The sequence below is a fragment of the Pseudomonas sp. Y3 TE3536 genome (assembly GCF_053629175.1).
Window position 1 is genome coordinate 5,253,653 of sequence record NZ_JBRJHU010000001.1, and the last position, 25,172, is coordinate 5,278,824.

General features: G+C 58.9%; 18 protein-coding genes and 1 pseudogene. 8 read left to right on the plus strand and 11 right to left on the minus strand.

The annotated features are described in order from the left end of the window. Window positions 1-10: 10 nt before the first annotated feature. The 5 genes from AB7M33_RS23560 to AB7M33_RS23580 all read right to left on the minus strand — a co-directional run bounded on the left by AB7M33_RS23560 (window position 11) and on the right by AB7M33_RS23580 (window position 7,525). Window positions 11-2,476, minus strand: coding sequence for an efflux RND transporter permease subunit (locus AB7M33_RS23560; RefSeq protein WP_454243758.1), 2,466 nt, complete (start codon window positions 2,474-2,476; stop codon window positions 11-13). Window positions 2,477-2,480: 4 nt separating this feature from the next. Continuing rightward, the gene (locus AB7M33_RS23565) at window positions 2,481-3,569 is read right to left on the minus strand and encodes a BNR domain-containing protein (RefSeq protein ID WP_454243759.1); all 1,089 of its coding nucleotides are present in this window, start codon (window positions 3,567-3,569) and stop codon (window positions 2,481-2,483) included. A gap of 58 nt (window positions 3,570-3,627) precedes the next feature. Next, entirely contained in the window at window positions 3,628-4,992 is a 1,365-nt protein-coding gene (locus AB7M33_RS23570; RefSeq protein ID WP_454243760.1) for a DUF1329 domain-containing protein, read from the minus strand. A gap of 12 nt (window positions 4,993-5,004) precedes the next feature. Beyond that, window positions 5,005-6,684 carry a DUF1302 domain-containing protein gene (locus tag AB7M33_RS23575; protein ID WP_412764919.1) on the minus strand — a complete coding sequence of 560 codons (1,680 nt, stop codon included), beginning with the start codon at window positions 6,682-6,684 and terminating at the stop codon, window positions 5,005-5,007. Between the two features lie 370 nt (window positions 6,685-7,054). Continuing rightward, entirely contained in the window at window positions 7,055-7,525 is a 471-nt protein-coding gene (locus AB7M33_RS23580) for a MarR family winged helix-turn-helix transcriptional regulator (protein WP_099454190.1), read from the minus strand. Between the two features lie 285 nt (window positions 7,526-7,810). On the opposite strand from AB7M33_RS23580, the gene AB7M33_RS23585 reads away from it, so the two are divergent. Then, window positions 7,811-8,764, plus strand: coding sequence for a PDR/VanB family oxidoreductase (locus tag AB7M33_RS23585; RefSeq protein WP_412764918.1), 954 nt, complete (start codon window positions 7,811-7,813; stop codon window positions 8,762-8,764). 36 nt (window positions 8,765-8,800) lie between these two features. Beyond that, window positions 8,801-9,877, plus strand: a complete 1,077-nt coding sequence (locus AB7M33_RS23590) for a Rieske 2Fe-2S domain-containing protein (RefSeq protein ID WP_454243761.1) — start codon at window positions 8,801-8,803, stop codon at window positions 9,875-9,877. 108 nt (window positions 9,878-9,985) lie between these two features. Here the strand turns inward: AB7M33_RS23590 and AB7M33_RS23595 are convergent, their stop codons facing one another. Continuing rightward, complete coding sequence (locus tag AB7M33_RS23595) at window positions 9,986-10,906, minus strand: LysR substrate-binding domain-containing protein (RefSeq protein WP_454243762.1); 921 nt, start codon at window positions 10,904-10,906, stop codon at window positions 9,986-9,988. 125 nt (window positions 10,907-11,031) lie between these two features. Between AB7M33_RS23595 and AB7M33_RS23600 the strand changes: the two genes are divergently transcribed. The 3 genes from AB7M33_RS23600 to AB7M33_RS23610 are packed head-to-tail and all read left to right on the plus strand — an operon-like array spanning window position 11,032 to window position 14,049. Next, entirely contained in the window at window positions 11,032-11,925 is an 894-nt protein-coding gene (locus AB7M33_RS23600) for a sugar phosphate isomerase/epimerase family protein (protein WP_225935634.1), read from the plus strand. Next, complete coding sequence (locus AB7M33_RS23605) at window positions 11,922-12,701, plus strand: SDR family NAD(P)-dependent oxidoreductase (protein WP_412764916.1); 780 nt, start codon at window positions 11,922-11,924, stop codon at window positions 12,699-12,701. Before AB7M33_RS23600 ends, AB7M33_RS23605 begins: the two co-directional genes overlap by 4 nt. 37 nt (window positions 12,702-12,738) lie before the next feature. Next, on the plus strand, window positions 12,739-14,049 hold the full coding sequence (locus AB7M33_RS23610; RefSeq protein WP_454243763.1) for an MFS transporter: 1,311 nt from the start codon (window positions 12,739-12,741) through the stop codon (window positions 14,047-14,049). A gap of 24 nt (window positions 14,050-14,073) precedes the next feature. Here the strand turns inward: AB7M33_RS23610 and arfB are convergent, their stop codons facing one another. Then, window positions 14,074-14,487 carry an alternative ribosome rescue aminoacyl-tRNA hydrolase ArfB gene (gene arfB / locus AB7M33_RS23615; RefSeq protein ID WP_085272877.1) on the minus strand — a complete coding sequence of 138 codons (414 nt, stop codon included), beginning with the start codon at window positions 14,485-14,487 and terminating at the stop codon, window positions 14,074-14,076. Between the two features lie 27 nt (window positions 14,488-14,514). Then, window positions 14,515-15,708 carry an MFS transporter gene (locus tag AB7M33_RS23620; protein WP_454243764.1) on the minus strand — a complete coding sequence of 398 codons (1,194 nt, stop codon included), beginning with the start codon at window positions 15,706-15,708 and terminating at the stop codon, window positions 14,515-14,517. Window positions 15,709-15,900: 192 nt separating this feature from the next. Here AB7M33_RS23620 and AB7M33_RS23625 point away from each other — a divergent pair. After that, window positions 15,901-16,850, plus strand: a pseudogene (locus tag AB7M33_RS23625) (AraC family transcriptional regulator N-terminal domain-containing protein). Window positions 16,851-16,898: 48 nt separating this feature from the next. Here AB7M33_RS23625 and AB7M33_RS23630 read toward each other — a convergent pair. Both AB7M33_RS23630 and AB7M33_RS23635 read right to left on the minus strand, forming a co-directional pair. After that, a complete protein-coding gene (locus AB7M33_RS23630; RefSeq protein ID WP_454243765.1) occupies window positions 16,899-18,968 on the minus strand; it encodes a PAS domain-containing protein in 2,070 nt (689 codons plus the stop codon). A 257-nt stretch (window positions 18,969-19,225) separates the two neighbouring features. Then, a complete protein-coding gene (locus AB7M33_RS23635; protein ID WP_454244252.1) occupies window positions 19,226-19,927 on the minus strand; it encodes a cation:dicarboxylate symporter family transporter in 702 nt (233 codons plus the stop codon). A gap of 107 nt (window positions 19,928-20,034) precedes the next feature. Between AB7M33_RS23635 and AB7M33_RS23640 the strand changes: the two genes are divergently transcribed. Then, the gene (locus AB7M33_RS23640) at window positions 20,035-20,730 is read left to right on the plus strand and encodes a 3-oxoacid CoA-transferase subunit A (RefSeq protein WP_027593311.1); all 696 of its coding nucleotides are present in this window, start codon (window positions 20,035-20,037) and stop codon (window positions 20,728-20,730) included. Window positions 20,731-20,738: 8 nt separating this feature from the next. Further along, complete coding sequence (locus AB7M33_RS23645; RefSeq protein ID WP_027593312.1) at window positions 20,739-21,380, plus strand: 3-oxoacid CoA-transferase subunit B; 642 nt, start codon at window positions 20,739-20,741, stop codon at window positions 21,378-21,380. Window positions 21,381-21,462: 82 nt separating this feature from the next. Here the strand turns inward: AB7M33_RS23645 and AB7M33_RS23650 are convergent, their stop codons facing one another. Further along, the gene (locus AB7M33_RS23650) at window positions 21,463-25,104 is read right to left on the minus strand and encodes a transporter substrate-binding domain-containing protein (protein ID WP_454243766.1); all 3,642 of its coding nucleotides are present in this window, start codon (window positions 25,102-25,104) and stop codon (window positions 21,463-21,465) included. Window positions 25,105-25,172: the final 68 nt, after the last annotated feature.

The following is a 25,172-nucleotide window of genomic DNA, read 5'->3' on the forward strand; positions in this document are numbered from 1 at the left end:
GGGGCGAAGGTCAGCGGGTGGCGGTATCCAGCAACAACGGGCGACCAGTGGCGGCTGCCTTGCCGGGCTGCATATCGGCGACTGGCTCGGCGCCGACGACTGCATCGCTGCGGCGGGTCGCTGGTAGCAGGAAATAGGCGAGCGCTGGCAACAGCAGCAGTGCGCCGACCATGTTCCAGACGAACATGAAGGCCAATAGCACGCCCATGTCGGCCTGGAACTTGATGGGCGAGAAGATCCAGGTGCCGACGCCGATGGCCAGGGTCACGCCAGTGAGCATCACCACCTTGCCGGTGGAGACCAGCGCGCGGTAATAGGCTTCGGAAAGGCTGGCGCCCTGGCGCAGGTGGCCAAGAATGATGCTCATCACATACAGCGCGTAGTCGACGCCAATGCCCACGCCCAAGGCGATCACCGGCAAGGTGGCGACCTTGACGCCGATGCCCAGCCAGACCATCAACGCCTCGCAGAGAATGGAGGTAAGCATCAGCGGAATCACCGCACAGAGGGTGGCGCGCCAGGAGCGGAAGGTGATCAGACACAGCAAGATCACCGCGCCGTAGACCCAGAACAGCATCTCGCGATTGGCTTCCTTGACCACGATGTTGGTAGCGGCCTCGATCCCGGCGTTACCGGCAGCCAACTGGAATTTGACTTCGTCGGTGTCGTTGGCAGCGGCGAAGGCTTCGACGTGCTCCACCAGCCGGGTCAGCGTTTGCGCCTTGTGGTCGGAGAGGTAGACATAGAGCGTGAGCAAGTTGCACGACTCGTTGTACAGGCCGCGCGGCGCGCTGGCGGTGATCATGTTGAGCATCGCCTGGTTGTTCTGCAGTTCGTACCACTTTGGGCTGCCTTCGGAGAGACCTACCAGCATCCGACGGTTGAGCAGCGCCAGCGAGTTGGTCGAGTCCACGCCCGGCAGGCTGCGCAGTTGCCAGTCCAACTCATCGACCTTGCGCAGGATGTCGTAGCGTGCACAGGCGCTGTTTGGTGTACGCACCATGATCGCGAAAAGATCGCTGCTGGCCCCGTAACTGCGGGTCATGAAGGCATCGTCCAGGTTGTAGCGCGAGTCAGCGCGCAACTCCGGGGCCCCGGCGTCAAGATCGCCGATGGCCAAGTTCAGGCTGACCAGAAAGCCGAGCACTGCCATCACCAGGCTGACAACCACGCAGACGGCGGCCCAGGGCTTGCGGGTGAACAGGTCAAGGAAGCGCCAGAATGCATGACGCACCTGGCCCCCCTCCTCGGCCCGCTCGCTTCTAAGGCTCAACGCAGCAGCGCGAGGACTGACGCCGACATAGGAGAGCAGCACCGGTAGCAGGATCAGGTTGGTGAAGATCAGCACGGCCACACCGATGCTGGCGATGATCGCCAGGTCCTGGATCACCTGGATCTGGATAAGCATCAAAACGGCAAAGCCCACGGCATCGCACAGCAGCGCAGTGAGGCCTGCGAGGAACAGTCGGCGGAAGGTGAAACGCGCAGCCACCACGCGGTGCATACCGCGACCGATGTCCTGCATGATGCCGTTCATTTTCTGCGCGCCGTGGCTCATGCCAATGGCGAACACCAGGAACGGCACCAGCACCGAATAGGGGTCCAGTTCGTAGCCCAGTAGGGGCAGCAGGCCAAGCTGCCAGACCACCGCCACCAGCGAGCAGAACACCACCAGCAAGGTACTGCGCACACAACGCGTGTAGCCGTAGAGCACCACCGTGGTGATCAGAATGGCAACAGCGAAGAACAGCAGGATCTGCTCCAGGCCTTCGATCAGGTCACCGACTTTCTTGGCGAAACCGGTGATGTGGATATCGACGCTGTCGCTCTGGTACTTCGCCCGCAGGGTCTCCAACTGATCGGACAACACCCGGTAGTCCAACGGCTTGCCATCGGGTGTGCGCGCCATCAGCGGCACGTAGATGATGCTGGAGCGCTGGTCGAAGGCTACCAATTGACCGATCTCGTTGGACAATTGCACGTTGCGCCGCAGTTCGCCCAGCGATGACGGGCTGCCATCGTATTCATCAGGAATCACCGGGCCGCCGTCCAGGCCCTCTTCGGTCACCGAAACCCAACGGGTGGCAGGCGTCCATAGCGACTTCATGTAGGCGCGGTCAACACCCGGCAACAGGTAGATCTGGTCGCTCAGCGCCTGCAGGGTACGCAGGTAATCGGCGTCGTAGATATCACCGTGGCGGTTGGTGACGGCGATACGCACCGCATTGCCGATGCCGGACAACTCCTTCTGGTTGTCCAGGTAGTTGGCGATGTAGGGGTGCCCGGTGGGGATCATCTTCTCGAAGCTGGCATTGAGCTCCAAACGGCCCGACTGCCAGCCGAGCAGCACGGTGGTCAGCAAGCACAGCAACAGCACCCAATGGCGGTGATTGAACAGTGCGCGTTCGATCAGCGATCCAGAGCGAGGATCGAAGTTATCGGACGCGGATGACAGGGTTTGGCGAGCGGAATTCATTGACTCACTCCGAAGCGGAAACGGTGGGCTGTGGCAGGCGCGAAAGCCCGGAGAACCCCGCGGCAACGAGGCTGCCATCGGCAGCCTGGACGATGCCTGAGACCGGTTTGCGCAATGATTCGGAGACCGGGGTGAATCCCGAGGGAGCGCTTGCAAACAATCCGCCCGCTTGATTGGCTAGTAACACGCGACCATCGTTTAGAACACGGGCATCACTGAAGGACACCGGCGCCAGGGTCGGCAACGCTTCGGCGCGCTCGGCACCGGGCGCCAGGACAAACGCGTGGCCTTTGAGCCCGCCAATGAGCAGTGCACCGTCGCCGCGCGTTGCCAAGGTGAACAGCGTGCCGGCATAGGGGCTGCTTATCTGTTCGAAGTGTTCACCGTCCAGCGCCCGCGCTAAGTAGCCCTGCTCGCCGGCCAGCACCAAGTCATTACCTTGGTACGCCACGGCATACAGGTGCAGGCCCATTGGGTTATCGATCTGGCCCATCGCTGAATGCCAGCTAGCGCCGCCGTCGTCGCTGCGCAAAGCCAGGCCGTAGGCACCGACCACCAGCACATGCTTGGTGTCACGGGCTGACAGCGCCAGGAGTGGTTTGTCGGGCCCTTCAGCAAGCAGGCGTTCGGCGGTTTGAACGCGTACTTGCGCCACTTCGTCATCCGCCTGGGTCGACAGCGCGCTTTGCGCTGCCTGCAATTCAAGCTGCGCTGCACGCAGGCCATCGAGCTGAAGTCGCCAGCTTTCGCCACCGTCGCCGGTCCCCAGTACCACACCGCCATGGCCCACGGCCCAGCCGACATTGGCATCGGCAAACTGCACTGCGGTGAGCCCCACCGACACCGGCACGCTGGCTTGACGCCAATGCTCGCCGTTGTCATCGGATAGCAGGATCAGACCGCGTTCACCTACCGCCACCAGGCGCTGGCCCGCCAAGGCCAGGGCAGTGAAAACCCCGCGCTGAGGGTTGGCAACCTTGGCCGCCGGGCTCTGTAGTACGTCGCCGACCACCAGCCCTTGAGCCAGGCAATAAGGCGCAAAAGGCATAAGGAGGGCCAACAACAGGCCACTCAACTGACGCAGTGTGTTCATATCTACCTCGATTCTGTCGCAGGAGGGGAAGGCGCTATGCACCCTCCCCTGAACATCGTCAGCGCACGCCGCGCCCGGCCATTGCGGCAGGTGAGAATTCAGCAGGTTTGTAACGTTCGACCGAGGCGTACTGCTGAGCTTTGCCGGTGTAAACGTTCTGGATGAACCAGGCACCGGACACCAGGTCGTAGAAGCCCGAAGACAACTGGGCCACCGCCGGTAGGTCTGGCATCACCGCAGGCAGCGACCACAGGGTCTTGGCCAACTGGCCATTGGCGTCCCAGCGATCACCGAGCATGGCTTGCCATGTGTCCTCGTCGAGGTAGTACCGCCCTTTGGGCAACTGGTGACGCTTGCCGGGTGCAAGTTTTGCGTCTACCACCCACACACGATGGAGCTCCCAGCGCACTTGGTCGGGGTTCAGGTGATGTTTGTCGAACAGGTCTTCAGGCTTGCCGGCAGCCTGGACCTTGTTGGTGTTGTAGGGGATGTACATCTCTTGCTTGCCCACCAACTTCCAGTTGAAGCGGTCCAGCCGACCTTGGAACACACTCAGCTCATCGAACGACATCACGCCTGCAGTCGCCGGCGTAGGGGTGTCGCAGCAGGCGTTGGGCAGCTTGCGCACTCGTCGTTGGCCGGTCAGGTAGACGTGGGCCTCAGACTTGTCGCCATTGAGGTTGGTACGTCCCATGATTTGTTCGCCTGCCCGCAATGGCGGGCCAACGTTGAGCAGGCGGAACAGCCAATAGTCACCGTCGAAGCTGGCGGCGTTACCATCCTTGTAGTAATACGGCATCTCCTGCACCGCTTTGCCGTCAGTGGTGAGCACTTGAGCACCATCGGCGGTGATCAGGTAATGCCGGAAATCCATCGCCAGTGACGTGCCGCGCCAGTTGAGGATGTGGTTCCACATCGCCTCTGTGCCGTCTTTCGGGATCGGGAACGGAATACCGCCGTAGGCACCTTCGGGCACAAGGCCTGCACTGCTTTGCACCAGCTTGGCGTGCTTGGCATTGTTCAGGGTGTTGTCGTACACCCATTGCGGAGCTGCAGCGCTGCGCCGGGTTGGATAAACGTCGATGCGATAGGTGTCCGGGTAACGCTTGAACATGGCTTTGGTGCCATCGCTGAGTTTGGCCGCGTACTGGTCCATGTTCTTGCTAGTGATGCTGAACAGCGGTTTGTCAGCGGCAAACGGATCGCCGCGCTTGCCACCCTCTTTGAACGCGGGGTCCACCTTGGTGTAGCCGCCGTCCCAGGCCGGAATGCTGCCGTCGGCGTTACCGGCGCGCTCAGCGCCCAGCGGCGTCAGTTGCTTGCCCAGATCATCCGGGCCAGCGGCTTGCACGGGTTGCAAACTGAGCGCGGCAGCGCCGAGCAGGGCCACACAAAAGTGCTTGAGTGAGAAAGGAATGTTCATGCACGCGTCCCCTCAGAATGTTGTTTTGACCGAGAAGGCCAGGTAGTCCCGGTCTTTCAGTGATTGTTTGAACGTAAACTGGCTGGCGGCGTTGAGGTTGGTGTCCTCTGGGCCGTAGTAGTGGGTGTAGGTCAGGCCGAAGGTGACTCGGTCCAGGTAGGTGGCACTCAGGCCGATGTTGAAATCGCCACCGCGGTCCGGGCCGAAGCTGCTGATCACCGCCGATTTGCCCATGGGGAAATAGCTGACGCCCACTGGCACACTGAGGTCGATGCCAGGGAAAATCTGCCGATATGTCGGGCTGTACACCAGCTTGATGCCAACGCCGTCGTCGGTAGCGCTCGGGTCAAGCGCAGCACGGTTCTTGGTGACACTGAGCAAGCGGTTCCAAGCGATTTCGCCGACCAGGCTTGCCTCATTGGCGATGAACGAGGGGCCCAGCGACGCCAGCATGTTGAGGTTCAGGTGCGCCGTGCGGCCCACGGCATAAAGCGGATGGTCGTCATTGTCGGCAATCATGCCCGGCGTAACGGTCTGGCCGTTGGAAACCAGCGGCATATTCCAGCGCATGGAGGCTTCACCGGCGAAGCTGTACTCATTCAGCGTGGTGGCAAAGCTTGCGCCCAGTGCACGGATCTCTTCGGGATAGACCCAGTAGTATTCGCCGATCTGGCCAGTGGCGAAGTTCGGTCCGGTAGCGCTTGGCTTCAAGTACAGCTTGGGGGATTTGTCGTGGTACTGGATGGCGTAAAGGCCGTACTCAACGGTGTCGGCGGTGTAGCGCAACTGCAGGCCGCCCTGCCCCGAGCTCTTGGCTTCTTTGTCGTTGCCGTGGAAAAAGGCTGCCGGGCTGCCGGGGTTGCCGCCCAGAAATGGCGGGAACGGTGCGCCGACAATCAGTCGCTCGTTACCTTCGCCAATGGTGTCGCTCACCGAAAAATAGCTGCCAGCCCCCGGCAAACGGGTTTCTTCCCATTCGAACTGGTAGTAAGCGCCGACTGACAATGCATCGGTCAGTTGATAGGTGGTCGACAGCTGGCTGACCGGCCGGGTGATTTCCTTGAACTGGGTGTTGGGTACCGACACTGCCTTGACCACGTCTACCGGTGCCATACCGCCAGCGATACCGTTGGCGCCGAAGAACAGGCTTTCACCCCAGATCAGCCCGTGGCGGCCCAGACGTACCGAGAGCGCGCGGTCGGCCAGATCACCGTTCCAGTAGACAAAGGCATCCAGTAGCTCGCCGTCGCCGCCGTGCAAGTGGCGGGTATCGTCGGTGAATTCGTCGTAGGCAACCGAACGCTGGTTGGCCCGCGTCGGGTCATTGTTGTCGTTGTCTTTCTGGTATTCGGTATCGAACCAGCCCGCGCCACTGATTCGCGCGCCGTATTCGCGGTAGCCAATGTCCAGTTCAGAGAGTACATCCAGGCGGTTGGAGATCAGGCCCTTGTCAAAGTTGCGGTCGCCATCGTCCTGGTTCAACGCCACCGAGCCGCTGCTGAGCTTGCTGCTTTGGTCCTTCAGGCGCCAGGCAGAGCTGTACTTGAGCGTGTTGTCCCACCGCAGACTGAGGTCAGGGTTGTCGGTCTGCACTTCAAACGCCTGGGCACATGGAAGACCGCAGACCAAGGCAGTGGCGAGCGTCAGAGTGAAAGGCGCACGCCGCGCTGCGGCGATGGAGCGAATAGCCATCGAACGAACCCTCTTTTATTGTTTTTGTTGGCAATTTTCTTTTCCACCACGGCCGGACGAGGCGAACGGGATCGATGCGATCGACCTGCCGAGGTGAAGTCAGCTGGCGGGATAGACCAGACGACGGGGACAGGTTGACCTCAGTGCAGGGCTCTGACTAATCGCTTGTTGGGATGTGACCTATCGGCAATCGCGATACTTGTGGCCAAGCATTGAATAGTGCGGTTGCGATGGTCCGAGGGGGGGGTATGCCCGCGCAAAGGTGCGAAGGCAGCCTGGAAGGTTGATACCGGAAGGGGCGCCGGTAGCCGGTAGTGTTATCTCAGGTGCAGCTTGGTCGTCGAACGGATGAAGATCATGGTCATCACGCTCAGGGGTTCTCTGGATCGTAGTCGTTGACGTGAGAGACCTGGCTGTTCAAGCGTCCAAGCAAGTTAATCAAGGTATCGACTTCGGCTGACGAGAGGCCACTCAGCAAGCGACGCTCTCGTTCAAGCGCAACCATCAAGACCCGGTTGTACAACTGCACACCGCTCTCGGTAAGCGAAACGGTGTAGCGCCTTCCGTCAGCAGGATCTACTTCCGTACGAACTCGCCCTGCCACCTCCAGCGCCTGTAGAGAGCGGCTAACAGCACTTTTGTCGAGGCCGATCACCTGGCAGATACGATTCGCCGTTATCCCGCTTTCCACTGCCAGCATGGACAGCATCCTCCACTCCACAACGCCAATCCCGAAGTGTTTTCGATAGCACTGCGAAGCCCCTGAGGAGAGTTTGTTCGACAGAAAATTCAGCAGCGCGGGCACATAGCGGGCGAGGTCTAGCTGGGGGGCTGAGGACATCGAGAGCACACCTTAAATTGGCCTTGAAGAAAATTAGTTGACACCGCAACCAATTGATCCGAGGATTTACTCAACCGATAGCTGGGGCCAGCCCAGCATGATATGCCGTCACAGCACCTCACAAAAATAATTATCAGGTAGTGCCATGAACACCCGTCACCGAGTCACTTCCCGCGTCCCTGGCTGCAAGCCAGAGCTGCCGCCATTCGCGCCAGGCTGACCTCCTCCCGGTCGATCTTTTACCTGTGATTTTTCAATAGCCACTTGAATGTGGAGGGATGAGTCATGTTTGAAGTCAACGTCAGCCGCAAGGCAATCGAAGCAGAAGGTGTTTGCAGCTTTGAATTGAGCCCCTTGGATGGCGGATCACTTCCGCCATTTGAAGCCGGTGCCCACATCGACGTTCATGTACCAGGCGGGTTCATTCGCCAGTACTCGCTGTGCAATGATCCACGAGAGCGTAATCGCTATCTCATCAGTGTTCTGAGGGAGCCTAGCTCCCGCGGTGGCTCGCAGGCAATGCACTCAGCTGTAGAGCAAGGTCAAACGCTGACGATCAGTGCGCCACGCAATCTGTTCCAGCTCGACCACCGCGCAAAGCGCCACCTGCTGTTTGCCGGGGGCATTGGTATTACCCCAATCCTGGCCATGGCTTATGAGCTTTCGCATCGCAGCCTGGAGTTCGAGCTTCATTACTGCTTCCGCTCCAGCGACCGTGCAGCATTCGTTAACGCACTTGCTCATGCGCCGTTCGCGGACCGCATCACTTTCCATGATGACAGCGGCGTGCAGCAGCAAAAACTGAATGCCGCCGCCATTCTCGATAGGGTCGATCAAGGTTGCCATCTGTATGTGTGCGGCCCCACCGGCTTCATGAACCACATTCTGGAAACCGGCGAGGCTGCCGGCTGGCCGCAAGCGCGCATGCATCGGGAGTTCTTTGCGGGCCAGATCAGTGACCAGGGTTCGAACACGCCCTTCGAGGTAGTGCTCGCCAGGAGCGGTAGAACCTTTGAAATTCCAGTCGACCGCAGCGTATTCGAGGTGTTGGACGACGCTGGAATTGAAGTTCAAACATCCTGCGAACAAGGCGTGTGTGGGACATGCGTGACACGCGTGCTGGAGGGTATCCCGGATCACAGGGATCAATTCATGACCGCCGATGAACACGCCAGGAATGATTGCTTCACGCCGTGCTGCTCCCGGGCAAAGTCACCTCGACTCGTACTTGACCTCTGATCTCTAACCAACACATTCACTGCAACGGAGACTCCTATGACTGCCTCTCCCCTTCAGTCACTCGCCCAGGATATTGCACCCGCCAAGCCTTCCACATTCCCGCTCAATCAATGGTATGTGGCTGCGTTGGGCTGGGAACTCAAGGATCGTCCCTTGGGCCGAACCTTGCTGAACACATCAGTCGTGATGTTCCGCACCGCGGATGGCAAGGTGGCGGCACTCGAAGACCGATGCTGTCACAGGGCACTACCGCTGTCTGATGGAACACTTGAAGCCAGCGGACTTCGCTGCGGCTATCACGGTCTCTTGTTCAATGAAGCCGGTAAATGCATTGAGGTCCCCGGCCAGGAAAAAATACCTAGCAAAGCAAAAGTGGCAGCCTTTCACGTGGTTGAAAAAGACCAGATCGTTTGGATCTGGTTTGGCAGCCCCGAACACCCAGAGCCTATCGATGAACCTCCTGCCTACGATGTTCACACGAATGGGCATTATCTTTTTGAGGGTGACGTGTATCACTACGACGCGCCCTATCAGCTCATACACGACAACTTGATGGATCTGAGCCATTTGGGCTATGTCCACCTACGCACCATTGGCGGCAACGCCAGCGTTCACATGAATGCCCAGATGACGGTAGAAAGCGACGACCATTCGGTTCGCGTTGTTCGACACATGCCTGACTCCGTCCCGCCTCCGACCTATGTCGCCGCCTACCCATTCAAGGGCACTGTCGATCGCTGGCAGGAAATTGAGTTTCATATCAGCCACTTGCGTATTTGGACCGGCGCTGTAGATGCCGGAACCGAGCCCCTGGACAATCCGCAGCGGGGCGGCTTCCACATGCGCGGCTTCCACGGCGTGACCCCGGAAACCGAAACCACTAGCCATTACTTCTGGACCATCGCCACCAACCCGGAAAGCAATCACGAAGAAGTCAAAGCGAAAGTAGTTGAGCAAACCATAATGACATTTGATGAGGACAAAGTTGTTATCGAATCTCAATACAAGAACCTGTGTCGATTCGGTGAACGGCAGATGATTGATATTCATGTTGACGTCGGTGCCAACAGGGCCCGCCGGATCATAGAAAGGCTTTGTCACGCCACCCGCTGAATGCCCAGTGCATTTATATCGTGCGGGTATCAGGCTACGGGGGCGACCGGGATCGTCCCCCATCACCACCTGCTGCAGGTCAGTCGATATTGAGGCCCATCCAGTCACTCAGTTTTGGGGTTGCACTTGAGCACACCATTGCCTCAGTAGCTCGGCAAAAACGGTGGCCGCCTCTGATAATGGCCGGTCTGTCGGAGACGTCAATCCTATCGGAGCACGAAGCAGTGTGCTGCTGAACGGCAATTGCTGAACTAACCCCATGCGTATATCCAGATCGACCACCCCCCGCTGAACAAACCACACCCCATCGAAATCTTGCACATACACTCGCGAGAATGTCTCGCTCAGAGATTCCTGTATTTGAAATCCCTCAACCCCGCCCTTGGATAACAGAAAATTGTCGACGCTGATGCGCACCAAGGTCCCGTGCGGCGAAACGACGAGCGTGTAGGGGCGCAGATCTTCCAAACCAAGATGACGCTGCCGGGTCAATGGGTGGCCACTGCGTACCACAAGCACCAGATCCTCTTCGTAGAGTGCTTCAAACACCACACCTACCATGTCCCGTCCGATCAAGCGGCCCACGATCAAGTCGAGTTCACGCGTTCTCAGCTTGCCCACCAGGTAATCGTAAATACCGGAAGCGACCTGCACCTGAATATGGGGATATCGTTGCCGCATCTGCTCTACGACAGGTGCAAGCATGTAACCAGCAGCAGTCGGTAACGCACCCACTTTCAAAACCTGAGGTGCTTGGGGCACATCTTTCACTTCCTCCATGGCCAGCCGGAAGTTGGCCATGGTCTGAGTGGCATGCTTGCTGAACGCCTCGCCCGCTTGCGTCAGTTGTACCCCTTTTCGCCCACGCACCAGCAACTGGGCGTCCAGTTCCTGCTCAAGCTCCTTGATGCTTTTGGATACCGCCGACAGCGTGATGTGAAGAAGCTTGGCAGCCGTCACAAGGCTGCCAGAGCTAACGACTGCGAGGAACACCCTGAAATGACGAAGACTGATGGGTGATGGCTTCATTCAACACCTCTGTTTATCAACCCACAGGTTAACCAAAGGTGGCTTTTATATCAATTTAATGAACCAGCTGTTTGATTTAGCATCCAGCCACCCCACCACCTCGGGGTGTGATTAAGGTGCTGTATATGACACAACAAAAAACGCCGCGTTTAGGCGTCTCCAGCGCTTCGCTGCCTACGCTTTCCCCCGAACACCTTGTCGAGCACTTAGCGCGGGAAGGCTACCAAGGTGTGGAATGGCGGGTGGCAAATGTCGATAACCTGGATGCTGGGCGCCCATGGGACGCGCGAAGCAATAACCGCTGTACCGTGCCTCCCACTCATCAGGCTATTGATCGCATTTACCGTCACTGCCAGTCGCACGGCCTCGAGATTTTTGGGCTAAGCCCTTACCTGGCTGTCGGGGACATTGAAAATGCGCGTCTCCTCATCGACCTGGCCGCTCAAGCAGGTCAAGCCCGACTTCGACTCTGGGGCCCTGGCTACGAGAATCAGCGTTATGCCGCCGGCTATTCGACTATGCGCCGCTTCCTCGATGACATTGTCCCGCTCGCCGAAAAAGCAGGTATTCAGCTCGCGCTTGAAGTCCACCAACGAACCATCTGCTCTAGCCCTTCGCTTGCGATGCGAATCGCTGAGCACTACCCGGCGCAGCAGCTGGGCATCATTTACGACCTTGGCAACCTCGCAATTGAGGGGCGAGAGGACGTGCAGCTGTCGCTGGATCTGATGGGCGATTACCTCGCTCACGTGCAAGTTAAAAATGTGGCGTACGTTCCGCAGGCCCCTGGCGAGGGCTGGCGCTGGGAATGGTGCCCGCCGGATGAGGGGGTGCTACCGCTTCAATCCATGCTGAAAACGCTCCGAAAAAACGGTTTCGACGACTGGATCTCAATTGAGGATTTTGACTCGAGCCACACCGACGTATCGAAGCTGTCCCGGAACCGGGATCTTGTGCGTCGCTACATGAATATGACCACCGTCGCTTGCGAAACAAGCCCTGAGGTACCGTGCCCATGAATACAACACATGAAAATCGCCGCGTTGCACTCGTCACCGGCGCCGCTGGAGAACTGGGGCGGGCAATCTGCATTCGCTTAGCCAAAGATGGAATGCACATTGCGGCCGTTGATATCGACTTGGAAGCGACTCAGGGCTTCTTGAAACAGCTTCAACTGGCGCCCGACCAATGTGCCGTTGCAGTCCAGGCTGATCTAGGCATCCCCGCGTCGATCCGTGAAATGGTCGAGCAGGTGGGTCAGCAGTTTGGTCGCATCGACGTTGTGGTCAACAACGCTGCCGTTAACCACCGAGGTTCTATCTACGACTTCGACGTCGCGAAGTGGGATCACATGATGGCTGTAAACCTCCGCGCTCCGGCGTTGATTTGCCAGCACGTCGCCCCTTACTGGCAGCGACAAGCAAGTGGTCGAGTAATCAACATGGTGTCGCGATGCTGGGTAGCGGGCGGCCCTCCTGCCTATGTGGCGTGCAAGGCTGGCTTGGTGGGCCTGACACGATCGATGGCTCGAGAATTAGCCGACTACAACGTCACCGTGAATGCCATTGCGCCAGGCCTCTTACCCTCCGCATTCACACTGGATGGACGTGATGCAGAGAGCTTTGAGCGAATGGCGCAGGGGTCTATCAGCAATACACCACTGAAGCGTCTGGCCACGCCAGAGGATATTGCTGGAACTACTTCTTATTTGGCTTCTGGGGACGCCGGATTCGTAACCGCCGAAGTCATTCATGTCTGCGGCGGTAGCCAGCTGGCACCATTTGGCAGCCGCTGAGTTCTCTTGAAAAAACAATTACAAGAAAGGTGTCACCATGCATTCAGATGCCACAAACCACCGGCGCATGGCCCGCAGAGCTGCATTCGGCAGCTTCCTGGGTAGCGTCGTCGAGTACTACGACTTCTTCATTTACGGCTCTGCCGCAGCCTTGGTTTTTAGCACCCTCTTCTTCCCCTCCAATGATCCTATGGCGGGTACGCTTGCTGCGCTTGCCACCTTCGGCGTTGGCTACATAGCGCGCCCAATCGGCGCATTGGTTTGCGGTCACCTGGGCGACAAGTGGGGCCGAAAGCAAGTATTGATGATGACGCTGCTGCTGATGGGTCTCGCTACGTTCACCATCGGCCTTCTGCCAACTTACGCGACAGTGGGTGCGTGGGCACCAGCGCTGTTGGTTTTATGCCGTTTGCTTCAAGGGTTTTCTGCAGGTGGAGAACAGGTGGGGGCCAGCTTGCTGACCATGGAGCATGCTCCGGGTAAAAGTAAAGGGTTCTACACAAGCTGGTTGATCAATGGCGCCTCCATGGGGTCGATCCTCGCCACCTCAGTGTTCATCCCGCTCTCCATGTTGAGTGAAGAGCAGCTTCTGAGCTGGGGATGGCGCATTCCGTTCTTGCTCAGCGCAGTAATGGTCGTGATCACGTGGATTATCCGTCGCGGCGTTGAAGAAAGTCCCGAGTTCAAAGCAAGCAAACCTGCCAGTGACCTTCCGCCTGTCGTCGACCTCATGCGCAACGAACGTCGCGCATTCTTTACTGTATTTTGCTGCGCATTGATCTGTTCGGTTTCCTCCCTTGTGATGATATTTGGCCTCTCCTGGGCAACCAATAACCAAGGGATCGATCGGCCCTCAATGCTGACTGCGATTGCAGCCAGTCAGGCGGTAGCGTTGGTGTGTCAGCCCTTGTTCGGGCTGCTGGGTGACCGAATTGGGCGCAAGACAATCTTCATGGTGGGCGCATTCGCTTGCAGTGCAGGGGTATTCTTCTTCCTGTGGTCAATCACCACTGGAAGCATTGGTCTGATCATCTTCAGCACTGTTGTACTCAAATCTTTGCTTTACAGCGCCCCTAATGCCCTGTGGCCTTCGTTCTATGCAGAGATGTTCAGCATCCGTGTGCGCTATACCGGTGTCGGCTTAGCCACCCAGCTGAGCTTCATCGTTGCCGGTTTCTCACCTAGCCTGTGCTACGCACTCATGTCCAACGGTAGCGATTGGGTCCCGGTCGCGTGCTTCATTGGTGGCCTCGCCTTGATAGCGGCAATCGCAGCCCTGTCATCCAGGCCTGCTGCCCTCGCCGCTTCGGCTCCAACTCACAACCTGCAGGCGCAATCACAGCATTGACCCAGAGGTGCTGGCCTACTCGCACTAGAAGTCCACCCTACCCCGACCCGCCTTGACCGTACTCCGCCTGGCTTTTCCTTCGAGGCGGCGGGTCTTCGAGCCGAGGGTCGGCTTGGTGGGGCGGCGTTTCTTCTCGGTCTTGCCGGCACTGATGATCAACTCGGCAAGACGCGCCAGTGCGTCAGCACGGTTCTGCTCCTGGGTGCGATACTGCTGGCCCTTGATGATCAACACGCCGTCACCGGTGATGCGGCTGTCACGCAGCGCCAGCAGCCGCTCCTTGTAGAACTCGGGCAACGATGAGGCACGTATGTCGAAGCGCAGGTGCACAGCGCTGGACACCTTGTTGACATTCTGCCCACCCGCGCCTTGCGCGCGGATGTATGTCAGTTCGATTTCGGCATCCGGCAGATGCACGTTATTGGAGATGGTTAGCATGACTGGCCCTTGTAGTTGCCCCCATTATCACCGCCTGCGCCGATCTCCCATAGCGTTTGTGATAACACTCAGCGTGGCTGCGATGAGCAAGAATACGCCACTGGCCATAAAGGTAGCCCGGTAACCGGCCCCGTCGTACAGCAAACCGCCCACTGTGGCACCAGCTGTGATCGCCAACTGAATCACCGCAACCATCAAGCCACCACCGGCTTCTGCATTGTGCGGCAGCGCCTTGGCCAACCAGGTGAACCACCCCACGGGCGCACACGTGGCGATCAGCCCCCAAAGGCCGAGCAAAAACGCGACTGGAACCACCCAGGTACCCAATGCGATCACGGCGAATGCGATAGCGCTCATGATCAGCGGTATTCCCACCAAAATCCTGTTCAGGTTTCGGTTAACAAGCGCGCCCACCAACAGGGTGCCTAGCAGACCTGTGACACCAATGACCAACAGCAGGAGCGAGAGCGTGGGCAGGTCGACAAGCGTGACCTTCTCCAGGAAAGGCCGCAGATACGTGAAGAGTGTGAACTGTCCCATGAAGAGGAATGCTACTGCACTCATGCCAAGGGCGATCTTCCAGTCCCCCAGCAAGCGCAGGGGGCCGAAGGCCGATACCTGAGTGCGCTGGCTCGGCATAGCCGGCAGCGTGAAGGCCTGCCAGATCAACGCCAATGCAGCCAACGGCACGACGCAAAAGAACGCCCCTCTCCAGCCAATCAAGCCGCCCAGGTAGCTCCCAACGGGCGCCGCGATTGCCGTGGCCAACGCAGTACCGCCCTGCATCACGGCAATAGCCCGCGCAATAAGTGCCACTGGCGCGATGCGCATCATCACTGCAGTGGACATCGACCAGTAACCGCCAATGGCAATCCCAAGCACGGCGCGCCCTACCATCAATGTCAGGTAGTTCGGGGCAAACGCCACCATCGTGCCGGAAACCAGCATGAGCGCAGTAGTGGCCAACAGCACCGGCTTGCGGTCGATCCCCTGGGTCACGGCTGCCAGCAACAGGCTGGTGATGACAGCAAAGAAACCCGAGATGGAAATGGCCTGCCCGGCTTGGCCTTCAGTCAGTGACAAATCGGACGCGATCGGCGTGAGCAAGCTCACCGGCAGGAACTCTGAAGCCACCAGGGCAAAAGCACATAGTGACATCGCCAGGACAGCGCCCCAGACGTGACGGCTTGAGTGTTGAAGGGGTATTGCTGGGCTGTTCATAGCGGTTCTCGTTGTATCAATTTCAAAGTGCACGGGCCTCAACTGCCGCCAATATTCCTCGCTTAAACCAGCACACCAGTAGAGCAAACGGGTAGTTTTCTTGCCTAAATGTCCAGCCCCTGCTCACCGGACATGGACAGGTGAAGTGACATGAAAGTAATGTTTTGCCATACGATGATCGGAACCCACGCCATGGCCACCAACGCATTAACGCCTTCAAGCACGAACCCAATGGCCACGCTGTGCAGGGTTATCGGCGCGCACGCGCCCACTGCGGGCGATTTCGCGACAAGCATTGCAGACCTGAGCGTCTACCGACGTAACGCCCCAGCCCCCCCCCGATCACCTGCATCGTCGAGCCGAGCATCGTGCTGGTCGTGCAGGGCGCCAAGGAAATGGTCATCGGCAGCGACGTGTTCCCCTACGATACGACTCGCTTCCTGGTCACCTCGCTGAACATACCCGCCAACTCAGCGGTAACGATGGCCAGCGATGCAGCGCCCTGTCTCGGCCTGGTATTCAAGCTCGACCTGCGCACGCTGGCGGAGCTGATCGCGCACGATGGTCGTCTTCCTGTGAACGGTCAGTCCTTCCATACCAGCGCTGGCGTGGGTGAACTGAGCCCGAAATTGTTGGAGAGCTTCGCCCGTCTGATTCAGCTGCTAGAGGAGCCGGATGCGATACCGGTGCTCTGGCCCCTGATTCAACGAGAGATCCACTATCGTTTGCTGTTGAGTAACCAGGCCCCTCTGCTGCGCTATATCGCTTCCGTAGGCAGCAAGGGCCATCGAATTGCCAAAGCCATCGATTGGATGAAGCTGAACTACGCCGCGCCTTTGCGAGTGGACGAGCTGGCCTCCCAGGTGCAGATGGGGCTCTCCACCTTCCATCAGCATTTCCGTCAGCTCACCGCCATGAGCCCGCTGCAGTACCAGAAATGGCTGAGGTTGAACGAGGCGAAACGGTTGATGCTCAACGAAGACCTGGATGCTGCCACCGCTGCCTTCAAGGTCGGCTACGAGAGCCCCTCGCAGTTCAGCCGAGAGTACGGGCGCCAGTTCGGCATGCCGCCCAAACGTGATATCGCAGAACTGCGCCAAAGTGCGGAGAGAACAGCTACCTCCACACCAATCGTGGCGTGACCCTCGACGCTGGATAAGCCGCCCAAGCTGCGATACTACAAGTACCGATTAGCAACCCTTGAGCAAAGCATTAACGTTCAACGTCAACGCTTCAAGCGTGAACGGTTTCGTCAGCACAGCCGTGTTGGGCTCTAGCTGGGCATTGTCCAAAACGTGCGGCTGCGCATACCCCGTCATGAACAAGACCGGAAGCCCCGACCGAGTACAGCGGCCGGCATCGGCCATCTGCCTGCCGTCAATGCCTCCTGGTAGGCCAATGTCGGTCACCAGCAAATCGATGCGGGTATCCGAACGCAGTAATTGAAGGCCCGCTAGACTGTCGGCGGCCTCAATGACGATATAGCCGCAGTTCCCCAGCGCTTCACTCACAAACATGCGGACGGAGGGCTCATCATCGACGACCAGTACCGTCTCGCCTGGCAAGGCCATTGGCGATTCAGGCAAGGACTCTGCGCGAGGTGCAGCTTCGACGCTGGCTGCAAGGCTGGGTAATTGAAGGAATACCCGGGTTCCTCGCCCCTCTTCCGACTCGATCCTGACCTGCCCGCCCGATTGTTTGGCAAAGCCATAAATCATGGACAGCCCAAGCCCGGTGCCCGCCCCTACGGGTTTGGTCGTGAAGAACGGCTCAAATACTCGAGTGAGCGTTTCGGTACTCATGCCGAGACCGTCGTCGGCGACACAGATTGTGAAGTAGGTTCCAGGCTCCAATTCCGGATCCAGCTCGGCCCCTTGCACCAGCTCCTCGTTGTAGGTCTTGATGGCGATTGACCCTCCGCCTTTCAACGCGTCACGCGCGTTGATGCACAAGTTCAGCAGCGCGTTCTCCACTTGGGCCGGGTCTACCAGGCAGGTACTCGATGCCGCATGGAGCTCCACCTTGAGTTGAATGGCTGGCCCTACTGTCCGACTTATTAGCTCCTCCATATCGCTGATGAGCGTGTTCACATTGGTATGAACAGGCATCAGTGTCTGGCGGCGAGAGAACGCTAGCAGCCGGTGAGTGAGTGAGGCCGCCCTATGCGCCGCACCGTGGGCCACTGTCAGGTAGCGCTCTACATCAGCTATGCGTCCCTGCTTCAAGCGGAGCTTGATCAAATCAAGGCTCCCCGTGATGCCCGCCAGCAGATTGTTGAAGTCGTGTGCGATGCCTCCGGTCAATTGACCGACCGCTTCCATTTTTTGCGATTGACGCAGCGCTGCTTGCGCCGCTTCTCGCTCGGCCACAGCTTCTTCAACCCTCGCTTCCAAGGTGCGGTTGAGCTCAAGCAGCTCCGCCTCGGCATTTCTTCGCGCAGTTACATCAATGGATGAGCCGATCAGCCCCATGACCTCGCCTGCTTCATCGCACAGTGGCGCTTTGACCGAAAGCCAGTAGGTGGCTGTGCCATCCGGCATGTCGACACGCTCTTCGATCTGAACGGCCTGCCCGCCCTGCATGATGTGCCGATCGGTTTCCATTATCTGGCGTGCCTGGGCTTTGTCTTCCAAAAACTCCAAGTCGGTTTTGCCCAGGTAGAGCTCCGGTGGCTTGCCAACCAGTTGGGTGACACCATCGTTGGCAACGATCAGCCGCCCCGCTAAATCTTTTGCGTAGACAACACCCGGAACAGCAGCAGTGAAGGTACGAAGCAACGCTGACATCCTGTCGCGCTCAGCCTCTGCTGAGCGGCGTGACTCAATGTCCATGAGAACGCCAGGGAACCGAACAGCGCGACCTTCATCGTCAAGCTCAGCTCTACCATTAGCCTCAATCCAACGGTAGTTGCCATCATGCTGTCTGACGCGGTATTCACACCGGTAGGCCCCCCCGCGGGTCATCGCCTCTTCGATATCGGCAGAGACACGTTCACGATCGTCAGGATGAATAGAGGCGAAGGCTTCCTCAATCGGGATACCCGCCATGCATTTATCTGCTGGAAGTCCAAAAGATCGCGAGAATCGCTCATCCGCAGTCACTTGGTTATCAAGGATGTTCCACACCCACGTTCCAACGATCGCGCCAGCATCGAGCGCCAACTGCAGGCGCTCCAAAACGCTCGTCGGAAACGCGGACTCCTGATGGGGTGATGCGGGAGCATCCAAGTCTCCTGAAGAGCCGGCGCCTTCGCGATCCATAAATTGCCTCTTTCTTACGCTTATGAGCGACTTTCCACTGGAGGCGATTCTAAAGCGTGATGCCGAGCGATAGCGAGCACAGCGCTTCGCCTTTTGGAAGCGCACTCGCGCGGAGTACATTTGTACTCTACGCGGAATATCTCATTTAGCGCTTACACCGGAACGGCTGAGGCATGCTTGCCTCATACCTCAAAAGTCACGCGCCAGCACGCCCGCTACCTGTGCGTGGCAGGCATCAGGAAGGCCAGCACGTAAACCTAGCCCAGCTCGCGTTTGAGTTGTTCTTGATCGAGAACACCTTCCCAGCGAGCCACAAACAGTGCGGCGACACCGTTACCAATCACATTGATCAGTGCACCGCCTTCAAAGATGAACCGGTAGACGCCCAGCACCAACACCAGGCCGGCAGCGGGAATGACGTCGATGGAGCCAAGCGTCGCAGCCAGCGTGATAAACGCGCCCCCGGTCACGCTCGCTGCACCCTTGGAAGTCAGCAGCAGGATGAGCAGCAGCGTTATCTGGTGATAGAGCGATACATCGATATCCAGGGCTTGGGCGATAAAGATGGCCAGCACCGTCATGTTGATGCAGCTACCGTCCAGGTTGAAGCAATAGCCTGACGGCACCACCAGGCCCACCGTGGACTTCTCGCAGCCAAGCTTCTCAAGCTTGGTCATGAGTCGCGGCAGCGCTTGACTGACGCAGCAGTAGCGAACGGACCATGCGAACGCTGTATGTAGGGGTTGCAGGTGAGACCCAGCTATCGCCTGAGGCGGCCAAGCTGTTCGAGTATCTCGCGGGTAGAGAAAACGACCTGTAATTTGCGCAATGACGCCCGCACGATTCAAAGAAAAACCTGGGCTGAGATGCCCATCAACAATACCCGCACACCGCACAACAGTTCGATAATCGCACAAAATCCGCTCCCATCTCTCTACTTGTGCCCAATCTTGCGGCACGCTATCGGCAGTCAGCAAACATTTCCTAGGCGCTGACTGGCCCAGTCGCTTCGAAGCGCGCCGGCCAGGTCGACAATCCCTACTCCAGGAAAAACCAGGAGCTCGCTTTGATCAATAAAACGTTTGAGTCCATCGCCAGCGCGGTGGAAGGCATCACCGACGGTTCGACCATCATGGTCGGTGGCTTCGGCACTGCCGGTATGCCGTCTGAGCTGATTGATGCTCTGATCGCAACCGGTACCCGCGACCTGACCATCATCAGCAACAACGCCGGCAACGGTGAGGTCGGCCTGGCCGCGCTGCTCAAGGCGGGCAGCGTGCGCAAGGTGGTCTGCTCGTTCCCGCGCCAGTCCGACTCCTATGTCTTCGACGAACTGTTCCGGGCCGGCAAGATCGAACTCGAAGTGGTACCACAAGGCAACCTGGCCGAGCGTATCCGCGCCGCGGGCTCGGGCATCGGTGCGTTCTTCTCGCCGACCGGCTACGGCACCCTCCTGGCCGAAGGCAAAGAAACCCGTGAGATCGACGGCCGCCAGTACGTCCTGGAAATGCCGCTGCACGCTGACTTCGCGCTGATCAAGGCGCACAAGGGTGACCGTTGGGGCAACCTGGTTTACCGCAAGGCCGCTCGCAACTTCGGCCCGATCATGGCCATGGCCGCTAAAACCGCCATTGCCCAGGTCGACCAGATTGTCGAACTCGGTGAACTGGACCCGGAACACATCATCACCCCGGGTATCTTCGTCCAGCGCGTGGTCGCCGTCACCGGCGCTGCCGCTTCTTCGATCGCCAACGCTGTCTGAGGCCTGCCATGACCATCACCAAAAAGCTCTCCCGCACCGAGATGGCCCAGCGCGTGGCCGCAGACATTCAGGAAGGCGCCTACGTCAACCTGGGCATCGGCGCACCGACCATGGTGGCCAACTACCTGGGCGACAAGGAAGTGTTCCTGCACAGCGAGAACGGCCTGCTGGGCATGGGCCCAAGCCCCGCGCCGGGCGAAGAAGACGATGACCTGATCAACGCCGGCAAGCAGCACGTGACCCTGCTCACCGGGGGTGCCTTCTTCCACCACGCCGACTCGTTCTCGATGATGCGTGGCGGCCACCTGGACATCGCCGTACTGGGCGCCTTCCAAGTGTCGGCCAAAGGTGACCTGGCCAACTGGCACACCGGCGCCGAAGGCTCGATCCCGGCCGTAGGCGGCGCGATGGACCTGGCCACCGGCGCCCGCCAGGTGTTCGTGATGATGGACCACCTGACCAAGTCCGGCGAAAGCAAGATCGTGCCCGAGTGCACCTATCCGCTGACTGGCATTGGGTGCGTCAGCCGCATCTACACCGACCTGGCCGTGCTGGACGTGACGTCCGACGGGCTGAAAGTGGTCGAGATCTGCGCCGACATCGACTTCGACGAGTTGCAGAAGCTCAGTGGCGTACCGCTGATCAAGTAACCCGCGCAAAGCTTAGGTATCCGCCTGCCGGCGAATGGGCCTAAAAGGTCGCATCGCCGCCAAGGCGGATCTGCTTGGGCCGTCAGGACGTCTGAAACGCCAACAGCGCCTGTTCCAGTTCATCGATAGCAGTTTCAATCTTGCCTACGGCGTCCGCCATCTGCCCGAAAGTCACCTGCGGGTCCGCGCACACAACCTCTAAGCGCTGACAGCATTCGACTAATTGCTCCCCCTTGACCACCCTCGCGGCACCTTTGATTCGATGCGCGTACTCTCGCAACCGGTCGGTATCCCGTTCACCTAGCAAGGTGTGCAAGGTCTTGCAGTCTTTACGATTGTTATGGATCAGTTCGTCCAGTATCTGGCGAAACTTCACCGGCTCACTGCTAATCAACAGCTCCAACGGCCCGAGATCAAGCAGCTTTTTCGACTCAGTGGGTGCAAGCAGTGGCGCTGGCGGGCAATGCTCTAGCACAACAGTATCGAATGCCGCCTCTGGCCCAAGTGCCAGCAGGCGCGCATCGAGGTCATCCAACCCCAGCGGCTTGATCAGGCACTCGTTCATGCCGGCTTGAATACACAATTCGATCTCTTCGGGCTGGGCATCGGCTGTCAGGCCGATGATCACCGACGCCTCCCCGCCTCGCGCCTGTTCCGCCTTACGGATCGCCCGAGCAAGGTCGACGCCGCTCATCACCGGCATATGGCAGTCGGTGATGATGATATCGAAGGGCTGATCACGCCAACGCTCGTAAGCCACCTGGCCATTTTCAGCCTCACTGACGTCATGGCCTAGAAAATTAAGTTGCTCGTGCAGCACCTGGCGGTTGATCCGATGATCATCCACTATCAGCACTTGCAATCGCTGCCGAGGCCTTGCCGGGATCAGCCCAGGTACGTGCCGCGTGGCGATGTACTCAAGGACCTGCAGGCGCATTTCGACATCCACCCGGGTGCCGCGCCCCAGGGTGCTGGTCAGCACCACCCTGCCCCCCATCATTTCGCACAACGACCGACAGATCACCAGGCCCAGGCCGGTCCCTTCAGTCTGTTGCACATTGCGTTGCGCCTGGACAAAGGGCGTGAACAGGCGCTGCTGATCGGCCAGGCTGATGCCCACGCCGGTGTCTTCGACGCTGAGGTGGACATTGAGCAGGCTGGCATTGACTTGCAGCCCGGCAATACTGACCTTGATCGAGCCTTCTTCGGTGAACTTGATGGCATTGCTGATCAGGTTGGAGAGGATCTGCTTGAAGCGAAGTGCATCGACCAGCACATCGCAGTTGATGCTCGAATCAATGTCGAGGATCAGGTTCAGGCGTTTTTGCCTGGCCAGCCCCTCGAACACCCTGGCTACCGATTCAACCAGCTCACGCAAGTTTGCACGCTTGGGCGACAGGCTTAGGCGCCCCGACTCGATGCGGGCGATGTCGAGGATATCGCCGATCAGCTCCAACAGGCTCTTGGCCGAGGTGTGAGCGATTTCAATGCTGGCACGGTCGATCGGCTGGCTTTCGGCGCGTTTGAGCGCAAGCTCAAGGATGCCGATCACGGCGTTCATGGGCGTGCGGATTTCATGACTCATGGTGGCCAGGAAGCTGGTCTTGGCGCGGCTGGCGTCGTCTGAAAGCGCCTTCGCTTCTTGCAGCTGCGCTACCAGCTGGCGGTGTTCTGTGATGTCCAGCCAACCACAGATCACGCCCTTGATTTCACCTTTGGAGTCCTGGAAGGGTTGCACCCAATGGTTGATCCACGCCTCCCTGCCCTGGAGCTGCACGGCATGTACCGACTCAATCGTCCGCCCTTCGCGCATGGCCTGAAAGTAGTTGCGGTGAAAGTCCGGGAGGCTCTCGAAGTTCTCCTTAGGTAATTGACGGACGGTTTTATTCAGCACCGCTTCGGCACTCAGGCCAACGCTTTTGAGGTAGCTACGGTTGCACGACAGCATCCGCCCCTTGGTATCACGGACGTAAAGCGGCGGCGGCATGCAGTCGGTCAGGGTTTCGACAAACTGCAACTGATCGTTGAGCATCCGCTCGGCCTTGAGCCGGGCCTTGATCTGCCTGCGCAGGTAAAACACCCATACCAGCGAAAGCAACAGCAACAGCGCTGCAGCGGCGACAATTTCAGTGATCAGGCGCTCATAATCGACCCAGGTCTGACCGCTCATACCCGGTGGCGAACGCCAGCGGTTGGAAATCGCATTGAGCTCGTCCGGTGCAATGCTCTGCAAGACAGTGTCGATGATCGACTGCAGCTCCACATCACTGCGGCGCATGGCGAAATTGACCGTCGCCGGGCCAACATCGAGTATCTCGTTGATGGCCAGTTTGTCGCGAAACAAACGCTCGATGTAATAGCGCGCCGCAGGCAACGACACCATGGCGGCATCGGCTTCGCCCTCGTAGAGCAGGTTCATCGAGTCCAGCGAGCCCCCCGCCTCCACCACACGGGCTTCGGGGTAACGCTTGCGCAGTTGCTCGATGGCCACATGGCCTGTGGGCACCGCAACACGCTTGTCGACCAGGTTGCCCAGCTTGCCTTGTTGATCAGTGCTGCTCAGCAACACAAACGGGCTGTTGAGCAGTGGCCGGGAAAAGCGCAGGTACTCTTCGCGCTCGGAACTTGCCGTCATCAACGCCAGGTCTGCCTTGCCCTTTTGCACGGCGTCGATGATCTGCGGGAAGCCGCCACTGCGTGAAACCACTTCAAAATGCAGGCCGGTACTGAGGGTGACCACTTCGAGGATATCGGCGATCCCGCCGGAAAACACCCCGCTCGCATCAAAATACGCGCCGGGCGCCAGGTCATCATTGATCACCAGGCGTATCACCGGATGCCGCTGGATCCAGCGTGCCTGCTCTACGGTGAGGTCGATCGGCGCGTCACTGGGGATGTAACTATTGCCTACCCATCGCTTGGCCAAATTGCGCAACTGAGCTTCGCCGATGGAGGTAAGGGCCACATTGAGCAGCCGCTGCAAACGCGTGTTGTCGACCTGCAGGGCATAGCTGTAGTCGCCTCCGCGTACGTCGGAAAACCGCTCGAAACGGACGAAGTTATAAAATGAACGATTGATCAGGTAGTAGGCGCTGTACAGGTCGTCCAGATAAACATCGGCCTGCCCGAACGCAGCAGCGGCAATCGCCTTATCGTGGTCGGCGTACACCCGGAAATCCGCCCTCGGGTAGTGTTGCTTGAGCTCAGCGCTGTGTTCGTGGGTAATCGCTACACGCAAGCCGGCAAGGTCGACCGGGGAATGCCGGGGTTCGGCACTGCGCTTGAACACCGCCAGCCGGTCCTGGGCGTAAGGAATGCTCAGTAGCAGGTCCGGCCGCGGCGCAGTGCTGCCATGCATACTGATCACGTCGACGCTACCGGCCTGCACTGCTTTGAGCGCGTCCTGCTCACTGGCAAAGGGCACGACTTTCACCTGCAAACCCAACAGCTGCGCGACCAATGCGGTTGCGTCGGCGCTGATGCCCTCGTACAGGTTGTCTTGGGCGTTGACCGAAAACGGCGCGGCTTCGGTTGCAGACACGCCAACCTTGAGCTCGGCCTTGTGCCGCAGCCAATGCCAGTCCTCGGTCGAAATCGCCATGTCGTGACGGTCGATACGCAGTTGGCTAGCCAGCACCTGCGGGGCCAGCGGTAAGGAGGCGGCCAGCAGCGGCGCACTGCTCAACAGCAGGCCGATGGAAAGGCAGAGGGAACGTAGAAGCATACGAGATAAACAACCGAAAATGCCTGGGGATCGCCGCCAGGAGCGGCGCAATAATAGTTCAAAGCCGG

Coding starts and splice junctions, on each gene's coding strand:
- AB7M33_RS23590 (WP_454243761.1), top strand. CDS start 8,801: ATGACTGCCTCTCCCCTTCAGTCACTCGCCCAGGATATTGCACCCGCC.
- AB7M33_RS23585 (WP_412764918.1), top strand. CDS start 7,811: ATGTTTGAAGTCAACGTCAGCCGCAAGGCAATCGAAGCAGAAGGTGTT.
- AB7M33_RS23645 (WP_027593312.1), top strand. CDS start 20,739: ATGACCATCACCAAAAAGCTCTCCCGCACCGAGATGGCCCAGCGCGTG.
- AB7M33_RS23650 (WP_454243766.1), bottom strand. CDS start 25,104: ATGCTTCTACGTTCCCTCTGCCTTTCCATCGGCCTGCTGTTGAGCAGT.
- AB7M33_RS23610 (WP_454243763.1), top strand. CDS start 12,739: ATGCATTCAGATGCCACAAACCACCGGCGCATGGCCCGCAGAGCTGCA.
- AB7M33_RS23570 (WP_454243760.1), bottom strand. CDS start 4,992: ATGAACATTCCTTTCTCACTCAAGCACTTTTGTGTGGCCCTGCTCGGC.
- AB7M33_RS23630 (WP_454243765.1), bottom strand. CDS start 18,968: ATGGATCGCGAAGGCGCCGGCTCTTCAGGAGACTTGGATGCTCCCGCA.
- AB7M33_RS23560 (WP_454243758.1), bottom strand. CDS start 2,476: ATGAATTCCGCTCGCCAAACCCTGTCATCCGCGTCCGATAACTTCGAT.
- AB7M33_RS23580 (WP_099454190.1), bottom strand. CDS start 7,525: ATGTCCTCAGCCCCCCAGCTAGACCTCGCCCGCTATGTGCCCGCGCTG.
- AB7M33_RS23600 (WP_225935634.1), top strand. CDS start 11,032: ATGACACAACAAAAAACGCCGCGTTTAGGCGTCTCCAGCGCTTCGCTG.
- arfB (WP_085272877.1), bottom strand. CDS start 14,487: ATGCTAACCATCTCCAATAACGTGCATCTGCCGGATGCCGAAATCGAA.
- AB7M33_RS23605 (WP_412764916.1), top strand. CDS start 11,922: ATGAATACAACACATGAAAATCGCCGCGTTGCACTCGTCACCGGCGCC.
- AB7M33_RS23565 (WP_454243759.1), bottom strand. CDS start 3,569: ATGAACACACTGCGTCAGTTGAGTGGCCTGTTGTTGGCCCTCCTTATG.
- AB7M33_RS23595 (WP_454243762.1), bottom strand. CDS start 10,906: ATGAAGCCATCACCCATCAGTCTTCGTCATTTCAGGGTGTTCCTCGCA.
- AB7M33_RS23575 (WP_412764919.1), bottom strand. CDS start 6,684: ATGGCTATTCGCTCCATCGCCGCAGCGCGGCGTGCGCCTTTCACTCTG.
- AB7M33_RS23620 (WP_454243764.1), bottom strand. CDS start 15,708: ATGAACAGCCCAGCAATACCCCTTCAACACTCAAGCCGTCACGTCTGG.